The organism is Stutzerimonas sp. NM35 (genome assembly GCF_054604355.1).
This window is the reverse complement of sequence record NZ_CM137728.1, coordinates 3,286,922-3,311,921: the sequence shown is the minus strand read 5'-3', so window position 1 is coordinate 3,311,921 and position 25,000 is coordinate 3,286,922. Positions and strand designations below refer to the sequence as shown.

The 25,000-nt window shown below is 63.5% G+C and carries 25 protein-coding genes and 1 other RNA gene; 16 read left to right on the top strand and 10 right to left on the bottom strand.

Annotated features, from left to right (window positions below; translation table 11 throughout):
* Positions 1-17: 17 nt before the first annotated feature.
* Positions 18-761, top strand: coding sequence for a 1-(5-phosphoribosyl)-5-[(5-phosphoribosylamino)methylideneamino]imidazole-4-carboxamide isomerase (gene hisA, locus ACYCFC_RS15250; protein ID WP_058073850.1), 744 nt, complete (start codon positions 18-20; stop codon positions 759-761).
* A 110-nt stretch (positions 762-871) separates the two neighbouring features.
* Positions 872-1,642, top strand: coding sequence for an imidazole glycerol phosphate synthase subunit HisF (gene hisF, locus ACYCFC_RS15245; RefSeq protein ID WP_459652120.1), 771 nt, complete (start codon positions 872-874; stop codon positions 1,640-1,642).
* 192 nt (positions 1,643-1,834) lie between these two features.
* Here the strand turns inward: hisF and ACYCFC_RS15240 are convergent, their stop codons facing one another.
* The 4 genes from ACYCFC_RS15240 to gpmI all read right to left on the bottom strand — a co-directional run bounded on the left by ACYCFC_RS15240 (position 1,835) and on the right by gpmI (position 7,296).
* Complete coding sequence (locus ACYCFC_RS15240) at positions 1,835-2,617, bottom strand: divergent polysaccharide deacetylase family protein (protein WP_459652119.1); 783 nt, start codon at positions 2,615-2,617, stop codon at positions 1,835-1,837.
* A 2-nt stretch (positions 2,618-2,619) separates the two neighbouring features.
* Positions 2,620-3,957 carry a S41 family peptidase gene (locus ACYCFC_RS15235; RefSeq protein WP_459652118.1) on the bottom strand — a complete coding sequence of 446 codons (1,338 nt, stop codon included), beginning with the start codon at positions 3,955-3,957 and terminating at the stop codon, positions 2,620-2,622.
* Positions 3,958-4,254: 297 nt separating this feature from the next.
* Complete coding sequence (locus tag ACYCFC_RS15230) at positions 4,255-5,514, bottom strand: murein hydrolase activator EnvC family protein (RefSeq protein ID WP_459652117.1); 1,260 nt, start codon at positions 5,512-5,514, stop codon at positions 4,255-4,257.
* A gap of 246 nt (positions 5,515-5,760) precedes the next feature.
* Positions 5,761-7,296 carry a 2,3-bisphosphoglycerate-independent phosphoglycerate mutase gene (gene gpmI / locus ACYCFC_RS15225; RefSeq protein ID WP_181082518.1) on the bottom strand — a complete coding sequence of 512 codons (1,536 nt, stop codon included), beginning with the start codon at positions 7,294-7,296 and terminating at the stop codon, positions 5,761-5,763.
* Between the two features lie 120 nt (positions 7,297-7,416).
* On the opposite strand from gpmI, the gene ACYCFC_RS15220 reads away from it, so the two are divergent.
* The 3 genes from ACYCFC_RS15220 (at position 7,417) to secB (ending at position 8,677) form a co-directional block, all read left to right on the top strand.
* A complete protein-coding gene (locus ACYCFC_RS15220) occupies positions 7,417-7,830 on the top strand; it encodes a rhodanese-like domain-containing protein (RefSeq protein WP_181082517.1) in 414 nt (137 codons plus the stop codon).
* Between the two features lie 2 nt (positions 7,831-7,832).
* The gene (grxC, locus tag ACYCFC_RS15215; RefSeq protein WP_181082516.1) at positions 7,833-8,087 is read left to right on the top strand and encodes a glutaredoxin 3; all 255 of its coding nucleotides are present in this window, start codon (positions 7,833-7,835) and stop codon (positions 8,085-8,087) included.
* 101 nt (positions 8,088-8,188) lie between these two features.
* Positions 8,189-8,677 carry a protein-export chaperone SecB gene (gene secB / locus ACYCFC_RS15210; protein ID WP_181082515.1) on the top strand — a complete coding sequence of 163 codons (489 nt, stop codon included), beginning with the start codon at positions 8,189-8,191 and terminating at the stop codon, positions 8,675-8,677.
* Positions 8,678-8,777: 100 nt separating this feature from the next.
* Here secB and ACYCFC_RS15205 read toward each other — a convergent pair whose 3' ends face one another.
* A complete protein-coding gene (locus tag ACYCFC_RS15205) occupies positions 8,778-9,758 on the bottom strand; it encodes an NADPH:quinone oxidoreductase family protein (protein ID WP_459652116.1) in 981 nt (326 codons plus the stop codon).
* A 135-nt stretch (positions 9,759-9,893) separates the two neighbouring features.
* Between ACYCFC_RS15205 and ACYCFC_RS15200 the strand changes: the two genes are divergently transcribed.
* On the top strand, positions 9,894-10,331 hold the full coding sequence (locus ACYCFC_RS15200) for a flagellar basal body-associated protein FliL (RefSeq protein WP_459652115.1): 438 nt from the start codon (positions 9,894-9,896) through the stop codon (positions 10,329-10,331).
* 15 nt (positions 10,332-10,346) lie between these two features.
* Here the strand turns inward: ACYCFC_RS15200 and ACYCFC_RS15195 are convergent, their stop codons facing one another.
* The gene (locus ACYCFC_RS15195; RefSeq protein ID WP_459652114.1) at positions 10,347-10,796 is read right to left on the bottom strand and encodes an EVE domain-containing protein; all 450 of its coding nucleotides are present in this window, start codon (positions 10,794-10,796) and stop codon (positions 10,347-10,349) included.
* Positions 10,797-10,918: 122 nt separating this feature from the next.
* Here ACYCFC_RS15195 and ACYCFC_RS15190 point away from each other — a divergent pair, with 122 nt between their 5' ends.
* Positions 10,919-11,143 (top strand): hypothetical protein, encoded by a 225-nt coding sequence (locus tag ACYCFC_RS15190; RefSeq protein WP_181082602.1) that lies wholly within the window; start codon positions 10,919-10,921, stop codon positions 11,141-11,143.
* Positions 11,144-11,171: 28 nt separating this feature from the next.
* On the opposite strand, the gene ACYCFC_RS15185 is transcribed toward ACYCFC_RS15190, so the two are convergent.
* The 4 genes from ACYCFC_RS15185 to ACYCFC_RS15170 form a co-directional block, all read right to left on the bottom strand.
* The gene (locus tag ACYCFC_RS15185; RefSeq protein ID WP_459652113.1) at positions 11,172-11,798 is read right to left on the bottom strand and encodes a 5-formyltetrahydrofolate cyclo-ligase; all 627 of its coding nucleotides are present in this window, start codon (positions 11,796-11,798) and stop codon (positions 11,172-11,174) included.
* A 6-nt stretch (positions 11,799-11,804) separates the two neighbouring features.
* A non-coding RNA gene (gene ssrS / locus ACYCFC_RS15180) (6S RNA) lies at positions 11,805-11,983 on the bottom strand.
* Between the two features lie 33 nt (positions 11,984-12,016).
* Positions 12,017-12,328, bottom strand: a complete 312-nt coding sequence (locus ACYCFC_RS15175; protein ID WP_181082510.1) for a cell division protein ZapA — start codon at positions 12,326-12,328, stop codon at positions 12,017-12,019.
* The gene (locus ACYCFC_RS15170; protein ID WP_181082509.1) at positions 12,325-12,534 is read right to left on the bottom strand and encodes a TIGR02449 family protein; all 210 of its coding nucleotides are present in this window, start codon (positions 12,532-12,534) and stop codon (positions 12,325-12,327) included. The genes ACYCFC_RS15175 and ACYCFC_RS15170 overlap by 4 nt, the downstream gene beginning before the upstream one ends.
* Before the next feature lie 122 nt (positions 12,535-12,656).
* Between ACYCFC_RS15170 and ACYCFC_RS15165 the strand changes: the two genes are divergently transcribed.
* The 9 genes from ACYCFC_RS15165 (at position 12,657) to gcvP (ending at position 24,836) form a co-directional block, all read left to right on the top strand.
* Positions 12,657-13,211, top strand: coding sequence for a YecA/YgfB family protein (locus ACYCFC_RS15165; protein WP_181082508.1), 555 nt, complete (start codon positions 12,657-12,659; stop codon positions 13,209-13,211).
* A 16-nt stretch (positions 13,212-13,227) separates the two neighbouring features.
* A complete protein-coding gene (gene pepP / locus ACYCFC_RS15160; protein ID WP_459652112.1) occupies positions 13,228-14,559 on the top strand; it encodes a Xaa-Pro aminopeptidase in 1,332 nt (443 codons plus the stop codon).
* Positions 14,560-14,562: 3 nt separating this feature from the next.
* Complete coding sequence (gene ubiH / locus ACYCFC_RS15155; protein ID WP_459652111.1) at positions 14,563-15,741, top strand: 2-octaprenyl-6-methoxyphenyl hydroxylase; 1,179 nt, start codon at positions 14,563-14,565, stop codon at positions 15,739-15,741.
* 67 nt (positions 15,742-15,808) lie between these two features.
* Positions 15,809-17,029: a 2-octaprenyl-3-methyl-6-methoxy-1,4-benzoquinol hydroxylase gene (locus ACYCFC_RS15150; RefSeq protein WP_459652110.1), complete on the top strand. Its 1,221-nt coding sequence runs from the start codon at positions 15,809-15,811 to the stop codon at positions 17,027-17,029.
* A 108-nt stretch (positions 17,030-17,137) separates the two neighbouring features.
* Positions 17,138-18,139, top strand: a complete 1,002-nt coding sequence (locus ACYCFC_RS15145) for an extracellular solute-binding protein (RefSeq protein ID WP_459652109.1) — start codon at positions 17,138-17,140, stop codon at positions 18,137-18,139.
* 160 nt (positions 18,140-18,299) lie between these two features.
* Complete coding sequence (locus ACYCFC_RS15140) at positions 18,300-19,910, top strand: ABC transporter permease (protein ID WP_459652108.1); 1,611 nt, start codon at positions 18,300-18,302, stop codon at positions 19,908-19,910.
* Between the two features lie 143 nt (positions 19,911-20,053).
* Complete coding sequence (gene gcvT / locus ACYCFC_RS15135) at positions 20,054-21,136, top strand: glycine cleavage system aminomethyltransferase GcvT (protein WP_459652107.1); 1,083 nt, start codon at positions 20,054-20,056, stop codon at positions 21,134-21,136.
* A gap of 66 nt (positions 21,137-21,202) precedes the next feature.
* Positions 21,203-21,592 carry a glycine cleavage system protein GcvH gene (gene gcvH, locus ACYCFC_RS15130; RefSeq protein WP_181082501.1) on the top strand — a complete coding sequence of 130 codons (390 nt, stop codon included), beginning with the start codon at positions 21,203-21,205 and terminating at the stop codon, positions 21,590-21,592.
* Between the two features lie 367 nt (positions 21,593-21,959).
* The gene (gcvP, locus tag ACYCFC_RS15125; RefSeq protein ID WP_459652106.1) at positions 21,960-24,836 is read left to right on the top strand and encodes an aminomethyl-transferring glycine dehydrogenase; all 2,877 of its coding nucleotides are present in this window, start codon (positions 21,960-21,962) and stop codon (positions 24,834-24,836) included.
* Positions 24,837-25,000 lie beyond the last annotated feature (164 nt).

Here is a 25,000-nt window from a genome sequence, read left to right as displayed (position 1 = left end):
TTCTGAGGAAATCCCTAATGCTGATTATTCCCGCGATCGATCTCAAGGACGGCGCCTGCGTGCGTCTGCGTCAGGGCCTGATGGACGACGCCACGGTGTTTTCCGATGACCCGGTGGCCATGGCCGCCAAGTGGGTCGAGGCCGGCTGCCGCCGCCTGCACCTGGTCGATCTGAACGGCGCCTTCGAGGGCCAGCCGGTCAATGGCGAGGTGGTCACCGCGATCGCCAGGCGCTACCCGGATCTGCCGATCCAGATCGGCGGCGGCATCCGTTCGCTGGAGACCATCGAGCATTACGTGCGCGCCGGCGTCAGCTACGTGATCATCGGCACCAAGGCGGTCAAGCAGCCGGAATTCGTCGGCGAGGCCTGCCGCGCGTTTCCGGGCAAGGTCATCGTCGGCCTGGATGCCAAGGACGGTTTCGTCGCCACCGACGGCTGGGCCGAGGTCAGCAGCGTGCAGGCCGTGGATCTGGCGCGCCGTTTCGAGGCTGATGGCGTCTCGGCGATCGTCTACACCGACATCGCCAAGGACGGCATGATGCAGGGTTGCAACGTCGAAGCCACCGTGGCCCTGGCCAACGCCAGCCGCATTCCGGTGATCGCCTCCGGCGGCATCCACAACATCGGCGACATCCAGAAGCTGCTCGACACCAACACCCCCGGCATCATCGGCGCCATCACCGGTCGCGCGATCTACGAGGGCACGCTGGACGTGGCCGAGGCGCAGGCGCTCTGCGATCTCAAGTTCAAAGATGAATAAAAAGCGCTTGAGGCTGGAGGCTGGACGATGATCGAGCTGCCTTTTCGTCCAGCCTTCAGCCTCTGGCCTCCAGCGATCATGTATTCAGCGGCATAGGTGGAAACTCCGAGATGGCTTTGGCAAAACGCATCATTCCCTGCCTCGACGTGGACAACGGTCGCGTGGTCAAGGGCGTCAAGTTCGAGAACATCCGCGATGCCGGCGACCCGGTGGAGATCGCCCGGCGCTACGACGAGCAGGGCGCCGACGAGATTACCTTCCTCGACATCACCGCCAGCGTCGATAACCGCGACACCACGCTGCACACCGTCGAGCGCATGGCCAGCCAGGTGTTCATTCCGCTGACCGTCGGCGGTGGCGTGCGCACCGTGCAGGACATCCGCAACCTGCTCAACGCCGGTGCCGACAAGGTCTCGATCAATACCGCCGCGGTGTTCAACCCCGAGTTCGTCGGCGAGGCGGCTGCGCGTTTCGGTTCGCAGTGCATCGTCGTCGCCATCGATGCCAAGAAGGTCTCGGCACCGGGCGAACCGGGGCGCTGGGAAATCTTCACCCATGGCGGACGCAAGCCCACCGGGCTGGATGCGGTGGCCTGGGCGAAGAAAATGGAAGACCTCGGCGCCGGCGAGATCCTGCTGACCAGCATGGACCAGGACGGCGTGAAAAACGGCTACGACCTGGGCGTGACCCGCGCCATCAGCGAGACGCTGTGCATTCCGGTGATCGCCTCCGGTGGCGTCGGCAACCTGCAACACCTGGCCGACGGCATCCTCGAAGGCAAGGCCGACGCGGTGCTCGCGGCGAGCATCTTCCACTTCGGCGAATACAGCATTCCCGAAGCCAAGGCCTACATGGCCAGCTGCGGCATCGTGATGCGCTGAGGGGAAGGGCGGAGAAGCCGATAAAAGCACTTGAAGCTGGAAGGCTGGACGAAAAAGCTTGATCGGCATTGTCCCGGAGCGATCCTGCCCAGCTTCCAGCCGTAGGTCGGGTCACGCTTCACCGACCCGACGAGCGGAGGTGAAACCAGAGGAAAAGCTTGACGGGAATCTGGCACAACCCCGTAGCTTCCCCTAGCGATAGATGCCTCCACGACCATGAGCAATCATGGCGCGGTTGCCGCGTGTGGCGATCATCTGGGCGACGTCCACCCATTCGATGCCTGCGGCCTGCAAACGTGGCAGTTCGCGTTCCAGCAGTTCCAGGGTACTGGTATGCGGATGGCCGATGATGACCACCGAGCCCTGTTTGCGGGCCAGTCCGATTGCAGTGGCGAATTGCCGGGCGACTGCCTCCGGACGGGGATCGTCATCGAGAAAGATGTCCCGTGACAGGCTCGCCAGTCCGAAACGTTGGGCGGTGGCGGCGGCCACGGTGTGTGGGTTGGTACGGCTGTCGAGAAAGAACAGGTGGCGCTGCTGCAACGTCGCCATCAGCATAGCCATGGGCTGCGGCTGGTCGGTCATCTGGCTGCCCATGTGGTTGTTTACCCCGCTGGCGTGCGGTACTGCCGCGAGGGCGCTGTCGAGCCTGGCCTGGAGTTCGCTCTGGGGCAGTTCCGGTCGCCAGGCGTAAGGGCCGCCAGCGGGCGCCATCGGCAGGTGCAGCATGACCGTCTTGCCGGCGGCATGGGCGCGCTCGGAAAGCGCAGCGGCATGGCGGCTGTCCGGCAGGATGGCGAGCGCGACCGGGCCGGGTAATGCCAGCACGCGCCCATCCCTCGCCGGGTTCTGGCCCAGGTCGTCGATAATCAGCGCCAGCCGGGGTTTCTCGGAGGGTGTCTCATCGATTGGCGGCGCGGCGTGGCACAGCAGTGGTAGCAGGCCGATCAGCAGCCACAAGGATGCGCGAAGCACCCTTATTTGCCACGGGTGAGGTTCAATCCCTTGAGCAGGTTGAGCGCCTGGCCGAGCTGGTAATCCTCGTCCTGCGGGCGCGGTGAATCGCCGGCTGTCTTGCTGCCGCTGGGACGATCAGCACCGCCGTTGCCGTTACCCAGGTGGCCGGCCAGATCCGCTTCGCGCAGGCTGTCGGAGGCCTGCTCACGGGTCAGCTTGGCGCGGGTCACTTCGATGTCCGGCTCGATGCCCTGGGCCTGGATGGATCGACCATTGGGCGTGTAGTAGAGCGCGGTGGTGAGTTTGAGCGCGCGGTCGTTGTTCAGCGGCAGGACGGTCTGTACCGAGCCCTTGCCGAAGCTGTCGGTGCCCATTACCACGGCGCGTTTCTGGTCCTGCAGGGCGCCGGCGACGATCTCCGAGGCCGAGGCGCTGCCGCCGTTGATCAGCACCACCAGCGATACACCTTCGCTGGCGTCCGCCGGGTCGGCATTGAAGCGCAGTTCTGAATTGGCGATGCGGCCCTTGGTATAGACGATCAGACCGTCGGTGAGGAAGTGATCGGACACTTCCACGGCAGCCTGCAACACGCCGCCCGGATTGTTGCGCAGATCCAGTACCAGTCCGTCGAGTTTCTTGCCGTTTTCCTTGCGTAGCTGCGCCAGGGCCTTGCCCACTTCGGTTCCGGTATTGATCTGGAACTGGGTGACGCGCAGATAGCCATAGCCGGGCTCGAGCAGCTGGCTCTTGACGCTGGTGACCCGGATGATGGCGCGGGTCAGTTTGACGTCGAAGGGCTTGCCGCCCTCGCGAACCAGCGACAGGTTGATAGTGCTGCCGGGCTTGCCGCGCATCATGCCCACCGCCTCGATCATCGTCATGCCCTTGGTCGGCTTGCCGTCGATCTTGACGATCAGGTCGCCTGCCTCGATACCGGCCTTGGAGGCCGGGGTGTCATCGATGGGTGAGACTACCTTGATAAAGCCGTCTTCAACGCCCACTTCGATGCCCAAGCCGCCAAATTCGCCGCTGGTGCTTTCCTGCAGCTCGGCGAAGGCCTCGGGTTCGAGATAGGCCGAATGGGGGTCCAGGTTGCTCAGCATGCCCTTGATGGCATTTTCCAGCAGGGTCTTGTCATCCACCGGCTCGACATAGGCGGCCTTGATCCTGTCCAGCACCTCGGCGAAGGTGCGCAGCTCTTCGAGTGGCAGCGGCGCCTTGGCGGCTGACGCGCCTCGTACCTCCGGCACTGGCGCCATGTCGGCTGGCGGCTGCTGGGCCCAGGCGCTGCCGTGAATGCCCAGCAGCATGGCCAGGATCAGCATTGAAGGGCGGGCAAAACGGCGCGGGTGAAGCATTGTCGAACTCCGGTTGTAAGAGAGCGCATTCGGTGGCTTGGCTAGCAGGCCGTTGAAAAACTACCTGCGTTGGCAATACTGCGTTAAAAACAGGCTCGGAAAGCCGCTTGCGGCTAACGCGCTTCAGCGCGGCCCGAAGGGCGAACGAAGTGAGTAATGCTTATTAGAGCACTAAACTCCGCTTGATTCGCTGCGCTTACCCTGCGGGCCAGCCTGCGGCTGTTACTTCGCTGCGCTGCGTATCTCGCCTGTTTTTGCCTTGTCTTGCCTGCCTCGCCTACATTTTTCAACGGCCTGCTAGCCTTGTGCGCGACACCATTGCGCCGGATCGCTCGGGCGACCCTGCTGACGAATGGCGAAATACAGTGCAGCGGCTTCCTGCCCGCCACTGTTCCCTACGGTGGCAATGGGGTCGCCGGCCTTGACGATTTCTCCGGCATCGCGCAGCAGGCTCTGGTTGTGGCCATACAGACTCAGATAGCCGTTGCCGTGGTCGAGAATCACCAGCAGCCCGGCACCGCGCAGCCAGTCGGCGAACACCACGCGGCCACCGTGCACGGCGCGCACCTGGGTGCCGATGGCGGCGCCGATCAGCACCCCGTCCCATTTGGTTCGAGCGTCGCCGCCGCGCGGAGTGCCGTAGCCGGCGACCAGGCGTCCGTCGACGGGCCAGGGCAGCTTGCCCCTGGCATTGGCGAAAGGACCGCCGAAGCTGGCGCCAGCGCTGGAGACGAGCGGGCCTGAAGGCGTTGCTGCGGTGTTGCCGGATGCTTGCTGGCGCGCCTGTTCTTCGCGTGCCAGGGCCAGGGCGCGCTGGCGCTGTTCCTCGGCCTCGCGGGCCTGGCGCGCCAGGGTTTCCTCGATGGTCTTGAGTACTCGCTCGAACTGCGCCTGTTCCTGCTGGCGCGCCTTGAGCTTGCGGTCGCGGCTGGACAGGTCCTTGTCCAGTCTGGCCAGGGTCTGCTGGCGCTGTTTGCGAACTTCGGCCAGCTGGACCTGACGCTGCTTCAGGCCATCCTGCTGCTTGCCCAGGGTTGCCTGTTGCCGCTCGATGCCGGTTTCGACGGTCGCCAGTTGCCGCAGGGTTTCGTTGAAGCGTTCGAGCTGCTCGAAGCGCGCTTTGCTCAGGTAGTCGTAATAAGTCAGAGAGCGGCTGAATTTTTCCGGGTTCTGCTGGTTGAGCAGCAGCTTGAGGTATTCCTGGCGACCGCTCTGATAGGCCGCGCGGGCCTGGATGCCGATCAGTCGCTGCTGTTCGATGCGGGCGCCTTCGAGGGTGGTCTTTTCTTCGTTGAGACGTTCCAGCTCGGCTTCGCTGCGATCGATTTCCTGCTGCAGCGAATCCACCTGCTTTTCCAGTTCGCCCATTTCGCTTTCGGTGGTCTGCAGCTGCTTGTGTACGGCAGACTTTTCCTGCTCGATCTGCTTGAGCAGTTTCTGCAGCTCGGCGACGTCCTTGCGAGCGGCTTCTATCTGCTGGCGCGCTGCTGCGCGTTCATCCGCCACGACCGGGCCGAGCAGGCAGAAAAACGCGAAGGCGAGAATTAAACGGGGCATGGCGGGTGTAACCGAGCGGTCGACGACCGCCGTAGTATGCCTAAAAAGTGAGTCGGAAGCTGTAAGGCGGGTGAAACCCGCCTTACAGGCTTCGGGTTGTCGGATTACGTCTTCAGATCGTCGGATTACGCCTGCGGCTAATCCGACCTACAAAGTAGATCGCCGGGTGCGGGCTGCAGGTCGGGTCACGCTCCATCGACCCGACCTGCAGCGGTGAAGTCAGAAGCGGCATCCCCCTGGCAACCGTCAGCCGAGTTCAACAATCGAGCGCCCGGTCATCTCCGCCGGAACCGGCAGCCCCAGCAGGCTCAGCATGGTCGGCGCTACGTCGGCGAGTACGCCGCCTTCACGGATCTTCAAAGCGCGCTTGCCAACATAGATAAAGGGCACCGGCTCGCAGGTGTGCGCGGTGTGTGCCTGGCCGGTCATGACGTCTTCCATCTGCTCGACATTGCCATGGTCAGCGGTGATCAGCGCCTCGCCACCGACCCTGTCCAGCGCTTCGACGATACGACCGACGCATTTGTCCAGGCATTCCACCGCCTTGACTGCCGCCTCGAATACGCCGGTGTGGCCGACCATGTCGCCATTGGCATAGTTGACGATGATGACATCGAAGCGCTGGTTGTCGATGGCATCGACGATGCGGTCGGTGACTTCGGGTGCGCTCATCTCCGGTTGCAGATCATAGGTGGCGACCTGCGGCGAAGGGATCAGGATGCGTTCTTCGCCGGCGAAGGGCTCTTCGCGGCCACCGGAAAAAAAGAAGGTGACGTGGGCGTACTTCTCGGTCTCGGCGATGCGTAGCTGGGTCTTGCCATTGTTGGCCAGGTATTCGCCGAGGACATTGGTCAGCGCTTCGGGCGCGTAGGCGGCAGGGGCGGGAATGCTCGCGGCATACTGGGTGAGCATGACGAAGCCGGCCAGTTGCGGCGTGCGAGCGGGCTGGAATTCCTTGAAGCCGGGCTCGACGAAGGCGCGGGTCAGCTCGCGTGCGCGGTCGGCGCGGAAGTTCATGAACACCACGGCATCGCCGTCCTCGACGTGTACCGCCTCGCCAATGCGGGTGGCCTTGACGAATTCATCGCTTTCGCCGCGTTCGTAGGCGGCGATCAGGCCGTCCACCGCGTAGTCGGACTGGTACTCGGCCTTGCTCTCGACAATCAACTCATAAGCCTGCTGCACGCGGTCCCAGCGATTGTCGCGGTCCATGGCGTAGTAGCGTCCGATCAGGCTGGCGATGCGGCCCTTGCCCAGGCGGGTGAAGGTGGCCTGCAGCAGTTCGATGGAGCTTTGCGCGCTCTTGGGCGGTGTGTCGCGGCCATCGAGGAAGGCGTGCAGGTAGATCTTTTCGGCGCCGCGCTTGACCGCCAGTTCGGCCATGGCCGCCAGATGGTCCTGATGGCTGTGTACGCCGCCATCCGATAGCAGGCCGAGGATGTGTACGGCCTTGCCGCTGGAGACGGCCTTGTCCACGGCGGTGCAGATGGCTGGATTGGCGAAGAAATCACCGTCGCGGATGGACTTGGTCACGCGTGTGAAGTCCTGGTACACCACGCGGCCCGCACCAAGGTTCATGTGACCGACTTCCGAGTTGCCCATCTGGCCGTCCGGCAGGCCGACATCCATGCCACTGCCGGAGATCAGCCCGTGCGGCTGGGTAGCGCGCAAACGGTCATAAACCGGAGTGCTGGCCGCATGGATGGCGTTGTATTCGGGGCTGTCGCTGTGTCCGAAGCCATCGAGGATGATCAGTACCAGGGGTTTGGGCGCGGCGGGCATTTATCTGGCTCCTTGTACGAGGGCGCGAATAAGGGCAGCGATTCTACACGATTGGCAGGGTTCAGCCGGCAAAGGGGGCTGTGTATACTGCCGGGATTTTACCCTCCGGGAACCTTGTAGATGGTCGCTAACCTGATTGAATTCGTCTCTAACAACTATGTACTTGTCAGCATCTTCCTGGCATTGCTCGTTCTGCTCGCCATCACCGAAGCGCAGAAGGGTGGCAAGAGCCTGGGCAGCCGGGAGCTGACGGGGCTGGTCAACCGTGACGAAGGCGTGGTGTTGGACGTGCGTGCCAAGAAGGAGTTCGATGCGGGTCATATCGTCGATGCATTGAACATTCCCCACGAAAAACTGGTCAGCCGACTGAGCGAGCTGGAAAAGCACAAGGCCAGGACGATCATCGTCGTCGATGCCATGGGCCAGCACGCCGGAACGGCCTGTCGCGAGCTGAAGAAGGCGGGCTTCACTGCCGTCAAGCTGTCTGGGGGGATGTCCAGCTGGCGCGGCGACAATCTGCCAGTGGTCAAATAAACATGCCTGAAGTCGTCATCTATACCACCGCCTGGTGTCCGTTTTGTGTGCGGGCCAAGAGCCTGCTGCAGCGCAAGGGCGTTGCCTTCAATGAAATTCCAGTGGACGGCAAGCCGGCCTTGCGTGCCGAAATGGCCAGCAAGGCCGGGCGCACTTCGGTACCGCAGATATGGATCGGAGGCCGGCACGTCGGTGGCTGTGATGAACTGCACGCGCTGGAGCGTGCAGGGCGTCTGGATGCGATGCTTCAGGGCTGATTTGCCGCAACAGGTGGTTTTTTCAACGACCTGACAGGGTGCCCGGATGCCAGGTCCGGGCAGGGAATCCAATACAACATGCACAGCGAGAAGGCTTTCACATGACTGAACAAGCAAACAACGGCGCAGCCGCCGCTCAGGAAGAGCAGGGCGCACAGTTTTCCCTGCAGCGCATCTATGTCCGCGACCTTTCCTTCGAGGCGCCGAAAAGCCCCGAGATCTTCCGTCAGGAATGGAATCCCAGCGTTGCGCTGGATCTGAACACCCGCCAGAAGACGCTGGAAGGCGATTTCCATGAAGTGGTGCTGACCCTCTCGGTCACGGTGAAGACCGGCGAAGAAGTCGCCTTTATCGCCGAAGTGCAGCAGGCCGGAATTTTCCTGATCAAGGGCCTGGAGCCCCAGGCCATGAGCCACACGCTGGGCGCCTTCTGCCCGAACATCCTGTTCCCCTACGCCCGCGAAGCGCTGGACAACCTGGTCACCCGTGGCTCCTTCCCGGCCCTGATGCTGGCGCCGGTGAACTTCGATGCGCTCTACGCCCAGGAGATGGAGCGTATCCAGCAGGCTGGCGAGGCTACCGCGCACTGATCGTAGATCGAGTCACGCTTCACCGACCCGGCGAGCGGGCTGTCAGGCGCGGTAAAGGCCGGCGCCTTGTTCGTCGGATTACGCCTTCGGCTAATCCAACCTACCTTACCTGCACCACCAGCTTGCCCACCGCCTTGCGTTGGCCGAGCGTATCGATCGCCTTGCCAGCCTGTTCCAGTGGAAATGTCTGCGAGACCAGCGGCTTGAGTCTGCCTTCGGCGTACCAGGCAAACAATTGCCTGAAGTTGGCGGCATTGTCATGCGGCTGGCGCTGGGCGAAAGCGCCCCAGAATACGCCGATCAGCGAGGCGCCCTTGAGCAGGGGCAGGTTGGCCGGCAGCGCCGGAATTTCGCCGCCGGCGGCGAATCCCACCACCAGCATGCGACCGTTCCAGGCGATGCTGCGAAAGGCTTCCACGAACAGCGTGCCGCCGACAGGGTCGTAGATTACATCCACGCCCTGCCCGTTGGTGAGCGCCTTCAACTGCTCCTTCAGATTCGTTTCGCTGTAATTGATGAGTTCGTCGGCGCCGGCGTTTCTGGCGACTTCCAGCTTCTCGGTGGTCGAGGCTGCCGCAATCACGCGAGCCCCCATGGCTTTGCCGATCTCCACCGCCGCCAGGCCGACGCCCCCGGAGGCTCCGAGCACCAGCAGGGTTTCGCCGGGCTGCAGGTTGGCGCGCTGCTTGAGCGCATGCATCGAGGTGCCATAGGTCATGCCGAAGGCCGCTGCGGTGGTGAAATCCATTTCAGCGGGAATCGGCAGCACGTTCTGGCCAGACACTGCGACCTGCTCGGCGAAGCCGCCCCAGCCGGTCAGCGCCATCACCCGGTCGCCGGCCTTCAGATGGGTGATGCTTTCACCCACTGCGGCCACCACGCCCGTCGCTTCGCCACCCGGTGAAAAGGGAAAGGCAGGCTTGAACTGGTATTTGCCCTCGATGATCAGGGTGTCCGGAAAGTTGACCCCGGCTGCATGCACGTCGAGCAGTACCTCGCCTTTCCTGATCGAGGGGCTGTCGACGTCTTCGATAACGAGGTTTTCGGTCGGGCCGAAGGCTTTGCACAGAACGGCTTTCATCGGGCTTCCTTTTTCATGGTTTCGAGAACGTTTGGGCTCGTTCAGTCTAGAAGGCTGCCTTGCGGGCGCAATGAGCATGGTCCGTCATGATGGCAATACATAAGGCCGGGCTTGGGTCCGCGCCTGGCACTGGTTATGCTGGCGGTCGTTCTCCCCTGGAGTCTTCCCGTGACGCGCATCCTTGCTTTCTGTCTGGCGCTTGGCCTGGCGACGCCGGCCCTGGCCGAAAAATCCGCAGCCGATACGGCAGCGACAAAAACCATCTACTACACCCTGGTGCCCGCGCTGGTTGGCAACTACGGTGCGGATGGGAAGTTGAAGTATTACAAGGCGGACGTTGCCCTGCGTATTGGCTCCAGCGAGGCCGAGGCCAGGGTCAAGCACCATGAACCGCTGATTCGCAATCAGCTGGTGATGCTGTTTTCGCAGCAGACCGATGCCAGCCTGGGGAGCGTCGAGGCCAAGGAAATCCTGCGCAAGGAAGCCCTGCAGCAGGTGCAGGCGGTACTTGCCCAGGAAGAGGGCAGCCCTCTGGTGGATGATCTCTTGTTCAACAACCTGATTATCCAGTAGAGAGCCGTTTGCCGCTCAGCGCATGGCCAGAATGGCCTGCCACTCCGTCTCGCTGACAGGCATCACTGAAAGCCGGCTGCCTTTTTGCACCAGGGGCATCTGCGCAAGCGCCGGTTCGGCCTTGAGTCGGGATAGTGTCATGACCGACTGGAAAACCTCGACGAAACCGACCTCCACCGCGCACCAGGGATTTTTCGTCTCGCTGGCTTTGGCGTCGAAGTAAGGGCTCTCGGGATCGAGAGCGGTGGGGTCCGGATAGGCCGTCCGGAGGATGCTGCCGATTCCGGCAATGCCGGGCGTTGCGCAGCTGGAGTGATAAAAGAAAAAACGGTCGCCCTGAGCCATTGCGCGCAGAAAGTTGCGGGCCTGATAATTGCGCACGCCATCCCAGCGTGCGTGGCCGAGTTGTTCGAGATTGCGAATGGAGAATTCATCGGGTTCGGACTTCATCAGCCAGTAGGGCATGCTATTTGCTCGCTGTGGTTCGCTTGAAAGGGTTCTCGAACGCACATTCCCCGACAATCGGTCCCGATGCGTGTTTGCACTGCATGGAGGCATAGCGGAGAATGCCGCGCTTGAGGTGGGTGTTGTCGAGCCTGAAAACTAAAAATGATATGGCTTGGCAGGGACTATTCGCCTGGCAGGGGGAGGCGAACATCATTATGAAACGCAAGCCGGATATTCTTTGGATCCTGGTACTGGTTTTCGGTTTGGGTGTAGTCACCACGGGCTATACCCAAGGGTTGTGGGAGCGCTCTGAAGCCTCGGCACCAATGATCCCTATCAGTCATTCGCAGCAACTCCAGCGCTGAATCGGCTGCGCCGCACGGATGCGGCTCGCTACATTCCTTCGGACGTTCTGTCCCGTTTCACGTACCAGCTTCTGTCTGTTACCGCCGCCTGCAAATCAACATCCCAGCTTGCTAGCGGCAGGCGATCAACTTTCTGACATTCATGGGCAAGCCCTAAAAGCGTCGGTTTGTGACTTTTTTTGCGCCTTGAGCGATACGCCAGGCTGCGATCATAGAAGCCGCCACCCATGCCCAGGCGGCCGCCGTGTTCATCGAACCCCACCAGTGGCATCAGTAGCAGGTCCAGCGTCCAGACCGGTTGTTGGCGCGCCGGGCAGAATATCGGTTCGGCGATGCCGAAGCGGTTGGGTTTCAGGCGTTCGCCCGGCAGGATGCGCTGGAACACCATACGGGTTCGCGGCCAGGCGTTGAGGACCGGCAGATAGGTGGCTTTGCCCATTTTCTGTGCGGCGCGCAGCAGCGGGCGCGGATCGATCTCGCCATCGTTGGGCAGGTAGAGGGCAATATGCCGTGCGCGGCGGAACAGGGGATGTTGTGCCAACTGGCGATGGAGTCGCTGTGCGGCGAGGCGTTGCTGGGTGGGTGAAAGGTTGCGGCGTTCATGCCGTAGCAAGCGGCGCAACGCCAGGCGCGAAAGGCCTTCGGCGGCGATCATGAAAAAAGACTCCCCAGCATGCCGCTGCCCGCGTAGGCCCTTGAACCCGAGAGTTCAAGGTGGCGACTACAGGATACCTTAAGGCTTTCCGTCAAGCGGACATGCACACCGGCACCACATGTAGCCTCCAGGATGTTGCTTATCGGGAGAGGGTCATCGCCGACTGGCGAACATGCCAGGGAGGTGCGGGGATTATAACGCAATCCGTGAACCGTTCATCAGTTGCCGGAAGAGTTTGGGTCGGTCAGCGCACTGTCGACGCGTTCGAGCAGGGTGCGTACGTGTTCGCGCGCACTGTTGGCCTCGGCATCCAGGCGGTCATGCTTGTGCAGCAATTCGTGGGTAATGTTCAGGGCTGCCATGACCGCAATGCGGTCGGCACCTATCACTTTTCCGCCGCTGCGAATCTCGCGCATCTTGCGGTCCAGGTAGCTCGCGGCACCTTCCAGGTTGCTGCGCTCCTCGGTGGGACAGGCGATGCAGTATTCCTTGTCCAGAATATGCACGGTAACGGTGTTCGGCTGGGTCATGAGTCCTGCTCCAGGGCTTTCAGGCGCGAAATCATGGATTCGACCTTCACGCGTGCCATTTCGTTCTTTTCAATCAGCTGGGCGCGTTCCTCGCGCCACGCCTGTTCGCTGTGCAGCAGCAGGCGATTCTGTACTTTCAACTGCTCGATGCGCTGAATCAGTTGCTCCAGCCGGGCGCTCAGCAATTGCAGGTCGGCGTCTACCATGGAATTCCCGATGATTGAGGCGAGTACCGGCAGGTCTCGCTTCGATGGTCTTGGCTCGTTCGCCGGTGCTAGGATACGAGGCCTTCATTCTAGACATAGCGCCCTCGTGCGCCTAGCTGCCAATGCCCATTCAGAATTCACCGTATGCTGCCTTCGCCACATTGCTGGCCGACACCCCGCTGACCGTTACTCCTGCAGAGCTGCATGGCCTGTTGCTGGGCCGCAGTTGCGCCGGCGCCGGCTTCGACATCGAACCCTGGCTGCTCGATGCCGGCGAACTGCTGGGTGGCGAGCCCGAAGAGTCGGTGCGTCAGGCCCTGATCGGCCTGCAGGAAATGGTCAAGGGGGAACTGGCTGGTGACGATATCGCCATCGTGCTGCTGTTGCCGTCCGACGAAGCTCCGCTGGCCGAGCGTGCGCTGGCGCTGGGGCAATGGTGCCAGAGCTTTCTTGCAGGTTTCGGGCTGATCGCTGGTGATCGCGCGCTGAGCGGCGAAGCCATGGAAGTGCTGCAGGACATGGTGGCTATCGCCCAGGTGCAGGGCGCGCTGGAAGAATCCGAGGATGGCGAAAGCGATTACATGGAGGTGATGGAGTATCTGCGTGTCGCGCCGCTGCTGCTGTTCACCGAATGCGCCAAGCCGCTGGCGCCGACAGCCAAGCCCTCCCTGCATTGAGGAACTCCTTTCACCCATGACTCGCATCCCGAAATCGGAATATGCCCGCCGTCGCAAGACGCTGATGGCGCAGATGGAACCCAACAGCATCGCCATCCTGCCGGCGGCGCCGATGTATATCCGCAATCGCGACGTCGAGCACATCTACCGCCAGGACAGCGATTTCCAGTATCTCTCCGGTTTTCCCGAGCCGGAGGCGGTGATTGCGCTGATACCGGGGCGCGAGCACGGCGAATACGTGCTGTTCTGCCGCGAGCGCGACCCCGAGCGTGAATTGTGGGACGGGCTGCGTGCCGGGCAGGACGGCGCCATCGACGAATTCGGCGCGGACGATGCCTTTCCCATCAACGATATCGACGACATCCTTCCCGGCCTGATCGAGGGGCGTTCGCGCGTCTACTACGCCATCGGCACCAATGAGGCCTTCGACCACCGCCTGATGGAGTGGATCAAGAGCATCCGTGCCAAGGCGCGCCAGGGCGCGCAGCCGCCTAACGAATTCGTCGCCCTCGACCACCTGCTGCATGACCTGCGCCTGTACAAGTCGGCCAGCGAGGTGAAGGTGATGAGGCATGCGGCGGAGATTTCCGCGCGCGCGCACATCCGTGCCATGCAGGCCAGCCGCGCCGGACTGTACGAGTACCATCTGGAAGCCGAACTGGACTACGAATTCCGCAAGGGCGGGGCGAAGATGCCGGCCTACGGCTCCATCGTCGCGGCGGGCCGCAACGCCTGCATCCTGCACTACCGCGAGAACGACGCGCCGCTCAGGGACGGTGATCTGGTACTGATCGACGCCGGCTGCGAGATTGACTGCTATGCCAGCGACATCACCCGCACCTTCCCGGTCAGCGGCAGATTCTCGCCCGAGCAGAAGGCCATCTACGAGCTGGTGCTGGCGGCCAACGAGGAAGCCTTCAACCATATCGCCCCCGGCAAACACTGGAACGAAGCCCACGAGGCCACGGTGCGGGTCATCACCGCCGGGCTGGTGGAGCTGGGTCTGCTGCAGGGCAGCGTCGACGAGCTGATCGCCAGCGAAGCCTACAAGCCCTTCTACATGCACCGCGCCGGCCACTGGCTGGGCCTGGATGTGCACGACGTCGGCGATTACAAGGTCGGCGGCGAGTGGCGCGTGCTCGAACCGGGGATGGCGATGACCGTCGAGCCGGGTATCTATATCGCGGCGGACAACCTGCTGGTGGCGAAGAAATGGCGCGGTATCGGCGTGCGTATCGAGGATGACGTGGTGGTGACGAAGGCCGGCTGCGAGATTCTCACCGGCGGCGTGCCGAAAAGCGTCGCCGAGATCGAGGCGTTGATGGCCGCTGCGCACGAGGTCGCCTGAACCATGAGCGTACTGGCGATCATCGGCGGCGGGCTGGTTGGCGCCAGCCTCGCGCTGGCTTTGCAGCAGGGCGCGAAGCAGCGCGGCTGGACGATTCTGCTGATCGAGCCCTTCGAACCGGGCAGCGAATACCAGCCCAGCTACGATGCGCGCTCCACGGCGCTGTCCTACGGCACGCGGCTGATCTACCAGCGGCTGGGCGTCTGGGAGCGGATTGCCGAGTGCGCCGAGCCGATTACCCATATCCAGGTTTCCGACCGTGGCCGCGCCGGCGCCACCCGGCTCGATGCGCAGAGCGAACAGGTGCCGGCGCTGGGCTATGTGGTGGAGAACGCCTGGATCGGTCATTGCCTGTGGCGGGCGCTGGATGATGAGGTGGTGCGGCGCCATTGCCCCGCCGAGGTCGAACGCATGCAGCCGACCCCTGATGGCTGGCAGCTGACCCTGACCGATGGCCGGCAGCTCGATTGCGCGCTGGCGGTGCTGGCCGATGGTGGTCGCTCCGCGCTGCGCGAGCAGCTCGGCATCGAGGTCAGGCGCACACCCTACGGGCAGACCGCGCTGATTGCCAACGTGACACCGGGCAAGCCCCACGGCGGGCAGGCCTTCGAACGCTTCACCGATGACGGCCCGATGGCCCTGCTGCCGGTGCGCGACAACCGCTGTGCGTTGGTCTGGAGCCGCTCGGAAGCGGATGCGGCACGGCTGGTGGCGCTGAACGAAGCGCAGTTCCTCGACGAGTTGCAACAGGCCTTCGGCTATCGCCTGGGAGGCTTCCAGCAGGTCGGTGCGCGACACCTGTATCCGCTGTCGCTGGTCGAGGCGACGGAACAGGTGCGTTCCGGTCTGGTGGTGCTGGGCAATGCTGCACACAGCCTGCACCCCATTGCCGGGCAGGGCTACAATCTGTCGCTGCGTGACGCCGAGGTGCTGGCCGAGACCCTGCTGAACAGCCGTGCTGCGCCGGGCGATCTGGCCGTATTGCGGGACTACCAGCGCCGCCAGCGCCTGGACCAGCATCTGACCGTGGGCTTTTCCGATCGGCTGACGCGCCTGTTCGGCGACTCCGGCTCCCTGATCGCGGCGGGGCGCAATCTCGGCCTGCTCGCGCTGGACCTGCTGCCACCGGCCAAGGGCTGGTTCGCGCGCCAGGCCATGGGGTTGGGTGTGCGCGAAAGCTGAATGCGCTGTCCAGAGTGCAAGACCTCATACAAGCCGCAGACCGTTGTACATGCGCAGGAGAGAATTGATGCAAGCGGACCTCATCATCGTGGGCGCCGGGATGGTCGGCAGCACGCTGGCACTGGCGCTGCAGGATTGCGGGCTGAATATCCGGCTGATCGATGCCGGACCGCTTGAGCCGCAGGCCTTCGCCGCGTCCGATCCGTTCGAGCCGCGCGTCAGTGCGCTGTCGGCGGCGAGCCAGCGGATTCTCGAACGCCTTGGCGCCTGGCCGGGCATCGTCCTGCGCCGCGCCAGCCCCTACGGCGACATGCGCGTGTGGGATGGCTCCGGCACCGGACAGATCCATTTTTCCGCGGCCTCGGTACATGCCGAGGTGCTCGGCCATATCGTCGAGAACCGCGTGGTGCAGGATGCGCTGCTGGAGGCGCTCAAGACGCGTGGCTCGGTAGAGCTGATCGCCGGGGCGCGCCTCGAACGGCTGCGTCAGGATGAAGCCGGCTGGCACCTGACCCTGGACGACGGCCAGCAACTGAACGCCGGTCTGCTGGTCGCCGCCGATGGCGCCAATTCCGCGGTACGGCGTCTGGCCGGCTGCGAGACGCGGGAATGGGACTACCTGCACCATGCCATCGTCACCAGTGTGCGCTGCGCCGAACCGCACCAGCGCACGGCCTGGCAGCGCTTCACCGATGATGGCCCGCTGGCGTTCCTGCCCTTGCAGCGTGAAGGCGACGAACACTGGTGCTCCATCGTCTGGTCGGCCACCGAGAGCGAGGTGCGGCGGCTGATGGCGCTGGACGACGAATGCTTCCGTCAGGCCCTCGGGCGTGCCTTCGAGCATCGCCTGGGCGAGGTGCTGGAAGTCGATCCGCGCCTGTGCATCCCGCTGCGCCAGCGTCATGCCAAGCGTTATGTGCAGCCCGGCCTGGCGCTGATCGGCGATGCCGCCCACACCATCCACCCGCTGGCCGGGCAGGGCGTCAACCTCGGCTTGCTGGATGCGGCGGTACTGGCCGAGGTGCTGCTCGCGGCGCTCCGGCGCGGCATGCAGCCCGGTGATCTGCGCGTGCTGGCGCGTTTCGAGCGTCGGCGGATGCCGCACAACCTGGCGATGATGGCCGCGATGGAAAGCTTCGAGCGGCTGTTCCAGGCCGATAACCTGCCGCTGCGCTGGCTGCGCAACGCCGGGTTGAAAGGCATCGAGGCGCTGCCGGAGGCGAAAGCCTTGTTCGTGCGCCAGGCGCTGGGGCTGAGCGGTGATCTGCCTGATCTGGCAAGGCCGTAGGTGATGAAACTTTGCGTTGACTTGATTTGACGCAAATTTCCGTGTTGAGAAACTAAATGACATTCACTACTATTTGGCCTCTTTTATCGAGTCAACGGAGGCTGATCCATGCAGGCAAGCAAAGGCTTACTCGCCGCTCTGGCGCTCACCGCGCTGTCCGGCGCCGTACAGGCTGCCGATGAGGTGGTGGTTTACTCCTCACGCATCGATGAGTTGATCAAGCCCGTATTCGATGCCTATACCGAAAAAACCGGCGTGAAGGTGAAGTTCATCACCGACAAGGAAGCGCCGCTGATGGCACGCATCAAGGCCGAAGGCGCCAACACCCCGGCCGACCTGCTGTTGACCGTCGATGGCGGCAACCTCTGGCAGGCCGAGCAGATGGGTATTCTCCAGCCGATGAATTCCCAGCAGGTAAAAGACAACATTCCCGCGCAGTATCGTTCTTCCACCGATGCCTGGACCGGCCTGTCGCTGCGTGCGCGGACCATCGTCTACTCTCCCGAGCGCGTCGAAGAAGGCGAGTTGAGCACTTATGAAGCACTGGCGGACGAGCGCTGGGATGGCCGTCTGTGCCTGCGTACCAGCAAGAAGGTCTACAACCAGTCGCTGACCGCCACCATGATCGAAACCCATGGTGCGCAGAAGACCGAGGAAATCATCAAGAGTTGGGTAGGCAACCTGGCCACTGACGTCTTCGCCGACGACACCGCCCTGATCCAGGCCGTCGATGCCGGTCAGTGCGATATCGGTATCGTCAACACCTACTACTTCGGGCGTCTGCACAAGCAGAAGCCGGACCTGAAAGCCAAGCTGTTCTGGCCCAACCAGGATGACCGTGGCGTTCACGTCAACCTGTCCGGCATCGGCCTGACCCAGCATGCGCCGAACCCCGACGCCGCGCGCAAGCTGGTCGAGTGGATGACTACGCCCGAGGCGCAGAGCATCTTTGCCGATGCAAACATGGAGTTTCCAGCTAATCCGGATGTGAAACCGTCTGCGGAAGTGGCCTCGTGGGGCGAGTTCAAGGCCGATACCATCCCGGTCGAAGTCGCCGGCAAGCGCCAGGCGGAAGCCATCAGACTGATGGATCGGGCGGGCTGGCGGTAAAGGTAGACCGGGTCACGCTCCACCGACCCGATGCGCGGACTTCAGGCTTGTTGTCGGGTTACGCCTTCGGCTAACCCGACCTACAGCTGCCTGCGGCTGCGGTTATACTCGACGCCCCCGCCTGGCCGGGGGCGTTTTCATTTCTGCTTCCGAGGCTTGCGTGTCCCACCCCGTCGAGCGCCGCTGGTATCCCCTCACATTTACAGTGGCTGCGCTGGTATTGCTGCCGTTGAGCGTCCTGTTGATCAGCTGGGGCGACATCGATGGCGAGATATGGTCGCACCTCTGGGAAACCCAGATTCCGCGCCTGCTGGGCAATACCCTGACGCTGCTGCTGGGTGTGGGGATCGGTGTGGTAGCGCTGGGCGTCAGCCTCGCCTGGTTGACGGCGCTCTGCGAATTCCCCGGTCGACGCTGGCTGGACTGGGCGCTGATGCTGCCCTTCGCGATTCCCGCCTACGTGCTGGCATTCGTTTTCATCGGCCTGCTGGACTTCGCCGGACCGGTGCAGACCCTGGCGCGCGAGTGGTTCGGCAGCGGGGTGCGCTTCCCCAGGGTGCGCTCCACCGGCGGGGTGATCATCGTCCTGGTGCTGGTGTTCTATCCCTATGTCTACCTGTTGGCGCGTTCGGCGTTCATCGCTCAAGGCAGGGGGCTGATGGAAGCTGCGCGGGTGCTCGGGCAGTCGCCCTGGAAGGCCTTCTGGAGCGTAGCGCTGCCCATGGCGCGACCTGCGATTGGCGCCGGACTGGCGCTGGCGCTGATGGAAACCCTGGCCGATTTCGGTGCGGTTTCAGTGTTCAATTTCGATACTTTCACCACCGCCATCTACAAGACCTGGTACGGCTTTTTCAGTCTCACCAGCGCCACGCAACTGGCCAGCCTGCTGCTGCTGGCGGTGATGCTGGTGCTCTACGGCGAGCGTCGTGCCCGTGGCGTGGCCAGGCCGGCCAATGACCGGGCGCGTTCGACCGCGCTTTACCACCTGCGCGGCTTCAAGGCGCTTGCGGCCAGTGGCTGGTGCGGGCTGGTGTTTCTCTGCGCCTTCGTCATTCCGATGCTGCAGTTGCTGGCCTGGTTCTGGCAACGCGGGCGCTTCGATCTCGATGAGCGCTACGCCGGGCTGATCCTGCATACGCTTTATCTGGGCGGGCTTGCGGCGCTGATCACCGTCGCGGTGGCCTTGCTGCTGGCCTTCGCCCGGCGGCAGGCGCCAGTGCGCTCGATCAGGGCGGCCGTCGGGCTGGCGAATCTCGGCTATGCGCTGCCGGGTTCGGTACTGGCGGTGTCGATCATGCTTGCCTTCAGCTACCTCGACCGCGAGCTGGTCATTCCGCTTTCCGCCTGGCTCGGTGGCTCTGGCAAGCCCATCCTGCTCGGCAGCCTCGGCGCCTTGCTGCTGGCCTATCTGATTCGTTTCATGGCCGTGGCGTTCGGCCCGCTGGAAAATGCCCTGGCGCGTATCCGCCCATCGCTGCCGCAGGCCTCGCGCAGCCTCGGCGTGGGCGGTCCGGCACTGTTCTTCCGGGTCTACCTGCCGCTGCTGCTGCCCGGCACCCTGAGCGCCGCGCTGCTGGTATTCGTCGACGTGCTCAAGGAAATGCCGGCCACGCTGTTGATGCGGCCCTTCGGTTGGGACACCCTGGCGGTGCGCATCTTCGAGATGACCAGCGAGGGCGAGTGGGCGCGTGCCGCACTGCCGGCGCTGACGCTTGTGCTGGTGGGGCTGTTGCCGGTGATCCTGCTGATCCGGCGTTCGGCCAAAGGGTGAAAGACGGCTGTCGCATGTGCCGTGACCTGTCACAACCTTGGGGCTACAATGCGCGCCATTCAAAAGTCGCATGTCTTTGGCGGGGCGGCTTTATATAGGCTTTACCTCTGCCGCTTCGGCGACCTGCCCGGAAGGAGAAACCCATGGGTCAGCGCACTCCCCTTTATGATCAGCATCTGGCGCTCGGCGCGAAAATGGTGGATTTCGGCGGCTGGGACATGCCGCTGCATTACGGCTCGCAGGTAGAAGAGCACCACCAGGTCCGCCGTGATTGCGGCGTATTCGATGTTTCCCACATGACCATCGTCGATGTCGCCGGTGCTCAGGCCAAGGGCTATCTGCAGCGCCTGCTGGCCAACGACGTGGCGCGCCTGAGAGAAGTCGGCAAGGCGCTCTACAGCGCGATGCTCAACAAGGCCGGCGGGGTGATCGACGACCTGATCGTCTACCTGACCGAGCAGGGCTACCGCCTGGTGCTCAATGCCGGCACGCGCGACAAGGATATGGTCTGGCTGCAGTCCCATGCCGAGGATTTCGAGGTCACGCTGCACGAGCGCGCCGACCTGGCGATGCTTGCCATCCAGGGGCCGCAGGCGCGCGCGCGGATGATGGACATCGTCGCCCAGAGCCGCGCCACCCTGATTCAGGAACTCAAACCCTTCTACGGCCTGACGGCGGGCGACTGGTTTATCGGACGTACCGGTTATACCGGCGAGGATGGCCTGGAAATCATCCTGCCGGCCGAGGAGGCGCCGGACTTCTTCAGCGAGCTGGTCGGGGCCGGTATCGCGCCCATCGGCCTCGGCGCCCGTGACACCCTGCGCCTGGAGGCCGGGCTGAATCTCTACGGTCAGGACATGAATGAAGACGTCTCGCCGCTGGCTGCGAACATGGGTTGGTCCATCGCCTGGGAACCGGCGGAACGCGACTTCATTGGCCGCGCGGCCCTGCAGGCGCAGCGCGAGCACAACGAGCAGCCGCGTCTGGTCGGCCTGGTGCTCGAAGAGCGCGGTGTGCTCCGGGCACATCAGGTGGTGCGGGTCAACGGCATTGGCGAAGGTGAAATCACCAGTGGCAGCTTTTCGCCCACGCTGGGCAAATCCATCGCCCTGGCTCGCGTGCCCGCCAATACCGCCGAGCGTGCCGAAGTGGAGATTCGCAACAAATGGTATCCCGTGCGCGTTGTGCAGCCGACCTTCGTGCGCAACGGCAGGGTACTGGTATAAATTCGACCCGACCGCTTCGCGCCACAGCCGTGCGCGACCCGCACCGACAGCCATGAGGACAGATGAATGAGCGACCTACCCAGCGATCTGCGTTACGCCGCCAGCCATGAATGGGCCCGTCAGGAGGCCGATGGCAGTGTCAGTGTGGGCATTTCCGATCATGCCCAGCAGGCGCTGGGAGACGTGGTCTATGTCGAGCTGCCGGAAGTCGGCCAGCAACTGAAGGCAGGCCAGCAGGCCGGCGTGGTGGAGTCGGTCAAGGCGGCATCGGACATCTATGCGCCGATCTCCGGTGTCGTCATCGCCGTCAACGAACTGCTCGCCGACGCGCCCGAGCAGGTCAACAACGAACCCTACGGCAGCTGGTTCTTCCGTCTGCAGCCGGATGCTCCGGCAGAGCTGGAGGCGCTGCTCACGGCAGATGCCTACAAGGCCTCCTGCGACGCCGACGCCTGATCGCTCAATCGCCAAGCCCCGCTCTGTCGGGGCTTTTCTTTTTTGGTTGTGTCCCCGTTACGTGTTGCTGGAGCATGCCTGGTAGGTCGGGTAACGCTTTATCGACCCGACAGGCGAGCGTCCAGAGGCGTTAAATGCCGAGGGGCAGACAGGGATTATCGGATTAGGCCTTCGGGGCGTCGGATTACGCCTTCGGCTAATCCAGGCTACGGGCTACAGCTGGAAGGGTGGGGGACTGTTTGTGGGAGCGGCTTCAGCCGCGAAATTCGCGGAGTGCTCTGGTTCCAAAAAAGCGCTCCCACAAATGCAGGATTGCTCCGCCAATACGTAATTGGAACATAGTCTTCTTTTTCGAGAGTAGCTACCCATGCCGTTCATGCCATCTCTTTCCCAGCTTCAGCAACCCGATGCCTTTCTGCGCCGTCATATCGGCCCTGACGCGCCCGAGCAGGAGGCCATGCTGGAGGCGCTCGGGCTGGGCAGTCGCGAGCAACTGATCGATGAAACCGTGCCTCCGGCGATCCGCCTGCGGGGCGAGTTGGCATTGCCGGCGGCGCTGGATGAGCAGGACGCCCTGGCGCGGCTGCGCGGTCATGCCGAACGCAACCAGCTGTGGACCAGCCTGATCGGCATGGGCTACCACGGCACGATCACCCCGCCGGTGATCGTGCGTAACCTGCTGGAAAACCCCGGCTGGTATACCGCCTACACGCCCTATCAGCCGGAGATTTCCCAAGGCCGCCTCGAAGCGCTGCTGAATTTCCAGCAACTGACCATGGACCTGACCGGCCTCGATCTGGCCAACGCCTCGCTGCTGGACGAGGCTACGGCAGCCGCCGAAGCCATGGCGCTGGCCCGAAGGGTGTCGAAGAGCGCCAGCAATCGTTTCTTCGTCGATGAGAACTGCCATCCGCAGACGCTCTCGGTGATGCGGACCCGCGCCGAGGGCTTCGGCTTCGAACTGGTGGTTGGCGCCATCGAGGCCATCGAGGGGCAGGCGCTGTTCGGCGCATTGCTGCAATATCCCGATAGCCATGGCGAGATTCGTGATCTACGACCCGTCATCGAGCAGTTGCATGCCGGGCAGGCGCTGGCCTGCGTGGCTGCCGACCCGCTCAGCCTGCTGTTGCTGACGCCTCCCGGTGAGCTGGGTGCCGACGTGGTGCTCGGCTCGACCCAGCGCTTCGGCGTGCCCATGGGTTATGGCGGCCCGCATGCGGCCTATTTCGCCACCCGTGACGAATTCAAGCGCGCCATGCCGGGCCGGCTGATCGGCGTCTCCCGTGATGCCCGTGGCAACACCGCGTTGCGCATGGCGCTGCAGACCCGCGAGCAGCATATCCGCCGCGAGAAGGCCAACTCCAATATCTGCACGGCGCAGGTGCTGCTGGCCAATATCGCCAGCAGTTACGCGGTCTACCACGGCCCCGAAGGGCTCAGACGCATCGCCCAGCGCGTGCACCGGCTGACGGCGCTGCTCGCTGCCGGGCTGGAGCGCAAGGGCATGGTCCGCTTCAACCGGCACTTCTTCGACACCCTGACCCTGGAAGTGGGCGGTGCACAGACGGCCATCATCGAAAGCGCGGCGGCAGCGCGGATCAACCTGCGCATCCTCGGGCGCGGCAGGCTTGGCGTCAGCCTCGACGAAACCTGCAGCGAGGCGACCGTCGAGCAACTGCTGGCGATCTTCCTCGGCGCTGATCACGGGTTGGAGATCGCTGCGCTGGATGCCGGCGATATCGCCAGTGGCATCCCGCCCGGATTGCGGCGCAGCAGTGCGTACCTGACCCATCCGGTGTTCAACACGCACCACAGCGAAACCGAGATGCTGCGCTACCTCAAGCAGCTGGAAAACAAGGACCTGGCGCTGAATCAGGCGATGATTCCGCTCGGCTCCTGCACCATGAAGCTCAACGCTACCAGCGAGATGATCCCCATCACCTGGCCGGAATTCGCCAACCTGCACCCCTTCGCTCCGCGCGAGCAGGCCCAGGGTTACCGGCTGATGATCGACGAGCTGGAAACCTGGCTCTGTGCGATCACCGGCTTCGATTCGATTTCGATGCAGCCCAACTCGGGCGCACAGGGTGAATACGCCGGCCTGGTCGCCATCCGCAAATATCACGAGAGCCGTGGCGAAGGTCAGCGCGATATCTGCCTGATTCCCTCGTCAGCCCATGGCACCAACCCGGCCACGGCGCAGATGGTCGGCATGCAGGTGGTCATCGTCGATTGCGACCGGGGCGGCAACGTCGATCTGCAGGATCTGGAACGCAAGGCCGCCGAAGCCGGTGGCAGGCTCGCCTGCCTGATGATCACCTATCCCTCGACCCACGGCGTGTACGAGGAAAACGTTCGCGAGATCTGCGCGGCGATCCACGCCCGGGGCGGGCAGGTCTACATGGATGGCGCCAACCTCAACGCCCAGGTCGGCCTGGCGCGGCCAGCGGACATCGGCGCCGACGTCTCGCACATGAACCTGCACAAGACCTTCTGCATTCCCCATGGTGGCGGTGGCCCGGGCATGGGACCGATTGGCGTCAAGGCGCATCTGGCGCCCTTCGTCGCCAATCATCCGGTGGTGGAGCTGCAGGGACCTGATGCGCGCAATAGCGCGATCAGCGCCGCGCCCTGGGGCAGCGCCAGCATCCTGCCGATCAGCTGGATGTACATTGCCATGATGGGCCCGCAGCTGCGCGAAGCCACGGAAGTGGCGATCCTCAGCGCCAACTATCTGGCCATGCGTCTTGGCGAGGCTTACCCGGTGCTCTACAGCGGGCGCAATGGGTGCGTGGCGCACGAGTGCATCATCGACCTGCGTCCGCTCAAGGCGCAGACCGGCATCAGCGAGGAAGACGTCGCCAAGCGCCTGATGGATTATGGCTTCCATGCGCCGACCATGTCCTTCCCGGTGCCGGGCACGCTGATGGTAGAACCCACCGAGAGCGAATCGAAGGCCGAGCTGGATCGCTTCGTCGAAGCGATGCTGAGCATCCGCGCCGAGATCGCCCGCGTTGAGAAGGGCGACTGGCCGGCGGACAACAATCCGCTGGTGAATGCGCCGCACACCCTGGCCGACGTGATCGACGCCTGGGAGCGGCCCTACAGCATCGCCGAAGCCGTCACCCCGAGCGCCCACGCGCTGGCACATAAGTACTGGCCGGCGGTGAACCGGGTCGACAACGTGTTCGGCGATCGCAACCTGTTCTGCGCCTGCGCGCCGGTCGAGGATTATCGGGATTGAAGCACTTGATGCCCCAGGGAGCGTAGCGTCGGGTGTTACAGCCACCGTGGCTGCGCACGTCGGGTCGGTGAAGCGTGACCCGACCTTGTATCTCGACTGCAGCCTTTCAGGAGGCGATAGTCCCCGGCTGATCATCGGGGGAGAGAGTGCAAGTAGTACCCGCC

Excerpts from the sequence above, each read along its gene's own strand:
- ACYCFC_RS15230 (WP_459652117.1), bottom strand. The coding sequence starts at position 5,514 with ATGCCCCGTTTAATTCTCGCCTTCGCGTTTTTCTGCCTGCTCGGCCCG.
- ACYCFC_RS15185 (WP_459652113.1), bottom strand. The coding sequence starts at position 11,798 with ATGATCGCCGCCGAAGGCCTTTCGCGCCTGGCGTTGCGCCGCTTGCTA.
- ACYCFC_RS15165 (WP_181082508.1), top strand. The coding sequence starts at position 12,657 with ATGCCCATTCAGAATTCACCGTATGCTGCCTTCGCCACATTGCTGGCC.
- gcvT (WP_459652107.1), top strand. The coding sequence starts at position 20,054 with ATGGGTCAGCGCACTCCCCTTTATGATCAGCATCTGGCGCTCGGCGCG.
- ACYCFC_RS15205 (WP_459652116.1), bottom strand. The coding sequence starts at position 9,758 with ATGAAAGCCGTTCTGTGCAAAGCCTTCGGCCCGACCGAAAACCTCGTT.
- ubiH (WP_459652111.1), top strand. The coding sequence starts at position 14,563 with ATGAGCGTACTGGCGATCATCGGCGGCGGGCTGGTTGGCGCCAGCCTC.
- ACYCFC_RS15235 (WP_459652118.1), bottom strand. The coding sequence starts at position 3,957 with ATGCTTCACCCGCGCCGTTTTGCCCGCCCTTCAATGCTGATCCTGGCC.
- hisA (WP_058073850.1), top strand. The coding sequence starts at position 18 with ATGCTGATTATTCCCGCGATCGATCTCAAGGACGGCGCCTGCGTGCGT.
- ACYCFC_RS15195 (WP_459652114.1), bottom strand. The coding sequence starts at position 10,796 with ATGCCCTACTGGCTGATGAAGTCCGAACCCGATGAATTCTCCATTCGC.
- ACYCFC_RS15170 (WP_181082509.1), bottom strand. The coding sequence starts at position 12,534 with ATGGTAGACGCCGACCTGCAATTGCTGAGCGCCCGGCTGGAGCAACTG.
- gcvP (WP_459652106.1), top strand. The coding sequence starts at position 21,960 with ATGCCGTTCATGCCATCTCTTTCCCAGCTTCAGCAACCCGATGCCTTT.
- gpmI (WP_181082518.1), bottom strand. The coding sequence starts at position 7,296 with ATGCCCGCCGCGCCCAAACCCCTGGTACTGATCATCCTCGATGGCTTC.
- ACYCFC_RS15145 (WP_459652109.1), top strand. The coding sequence starts at position 17,138 with ATGCAGGCAAGCAAAGGCTTACTCGCCGCTCTGGCGCTCACCGCGCTG.
- grxC (WP_181082516.1), top strand. The coding sequence starts at position 7,833 with ATGCCTGAAGTCGTCATCTATACCACCGCCTGGTGTCCGTTTTGTGTG.
- ACYCFC_RS15150 (WP_459652110.1), top strand. The coding sequence starts at position 15,809 with ATGCAAGCGGACCTCATCATCGTGGGCGCCGGGATGGTCGGCAGCACG.
- pepP (WP_459652112.1), top strand. The coding sequence starts at position 13,228 with ATGACTCGCATCCCGAAATCGGAATATGCCCGCCGTCGCAAGACGCTG.
- gcvH (WP_181082501.1), top strand. The coding sequence starts at position 21,203 with ATGAGCGACCTACCCAGCGATCTGCGTTACGCCGCCAGCCATGAATGG.
- ACYCFC_RS15175 (WP_181082510.1), bottom strand. The coding sequence starts at position 12,328 with ATGACCCAGCCGAACACCGTTACCGTGCATATTCTGGACAAGGAATAC.
- ACYCFC_RS15220 (WP_181082517.1), top strand. The coding sequence starts at position 7,417 with ATGGTCGCTAACCTGATTGAATTCGTCTCTAACAACTATGTACTTGTC.
- ACYCFC_RS15200 (WP_459652115.1), top strand. The coding sequence starts at position 9,894 with ATGCTGGCGGTCGTTCTCCCCTGGAGTCTTCCCGTGACGCGCATCCTT.
- secB (WP_181082515.1), top strand. The coding sequence starts at position 8,189 with ATGACTGAACAAGCAAACAACGGCGCAGCCGCCGCTCAGGAAGAGCAG.
- hisF (WP_459652120.1), top strand. The coding sequence starts at position 872 with ATGGCTTTGGCAAAACGCATCATTCCCTGCCTCGACGTGGACAACGGT.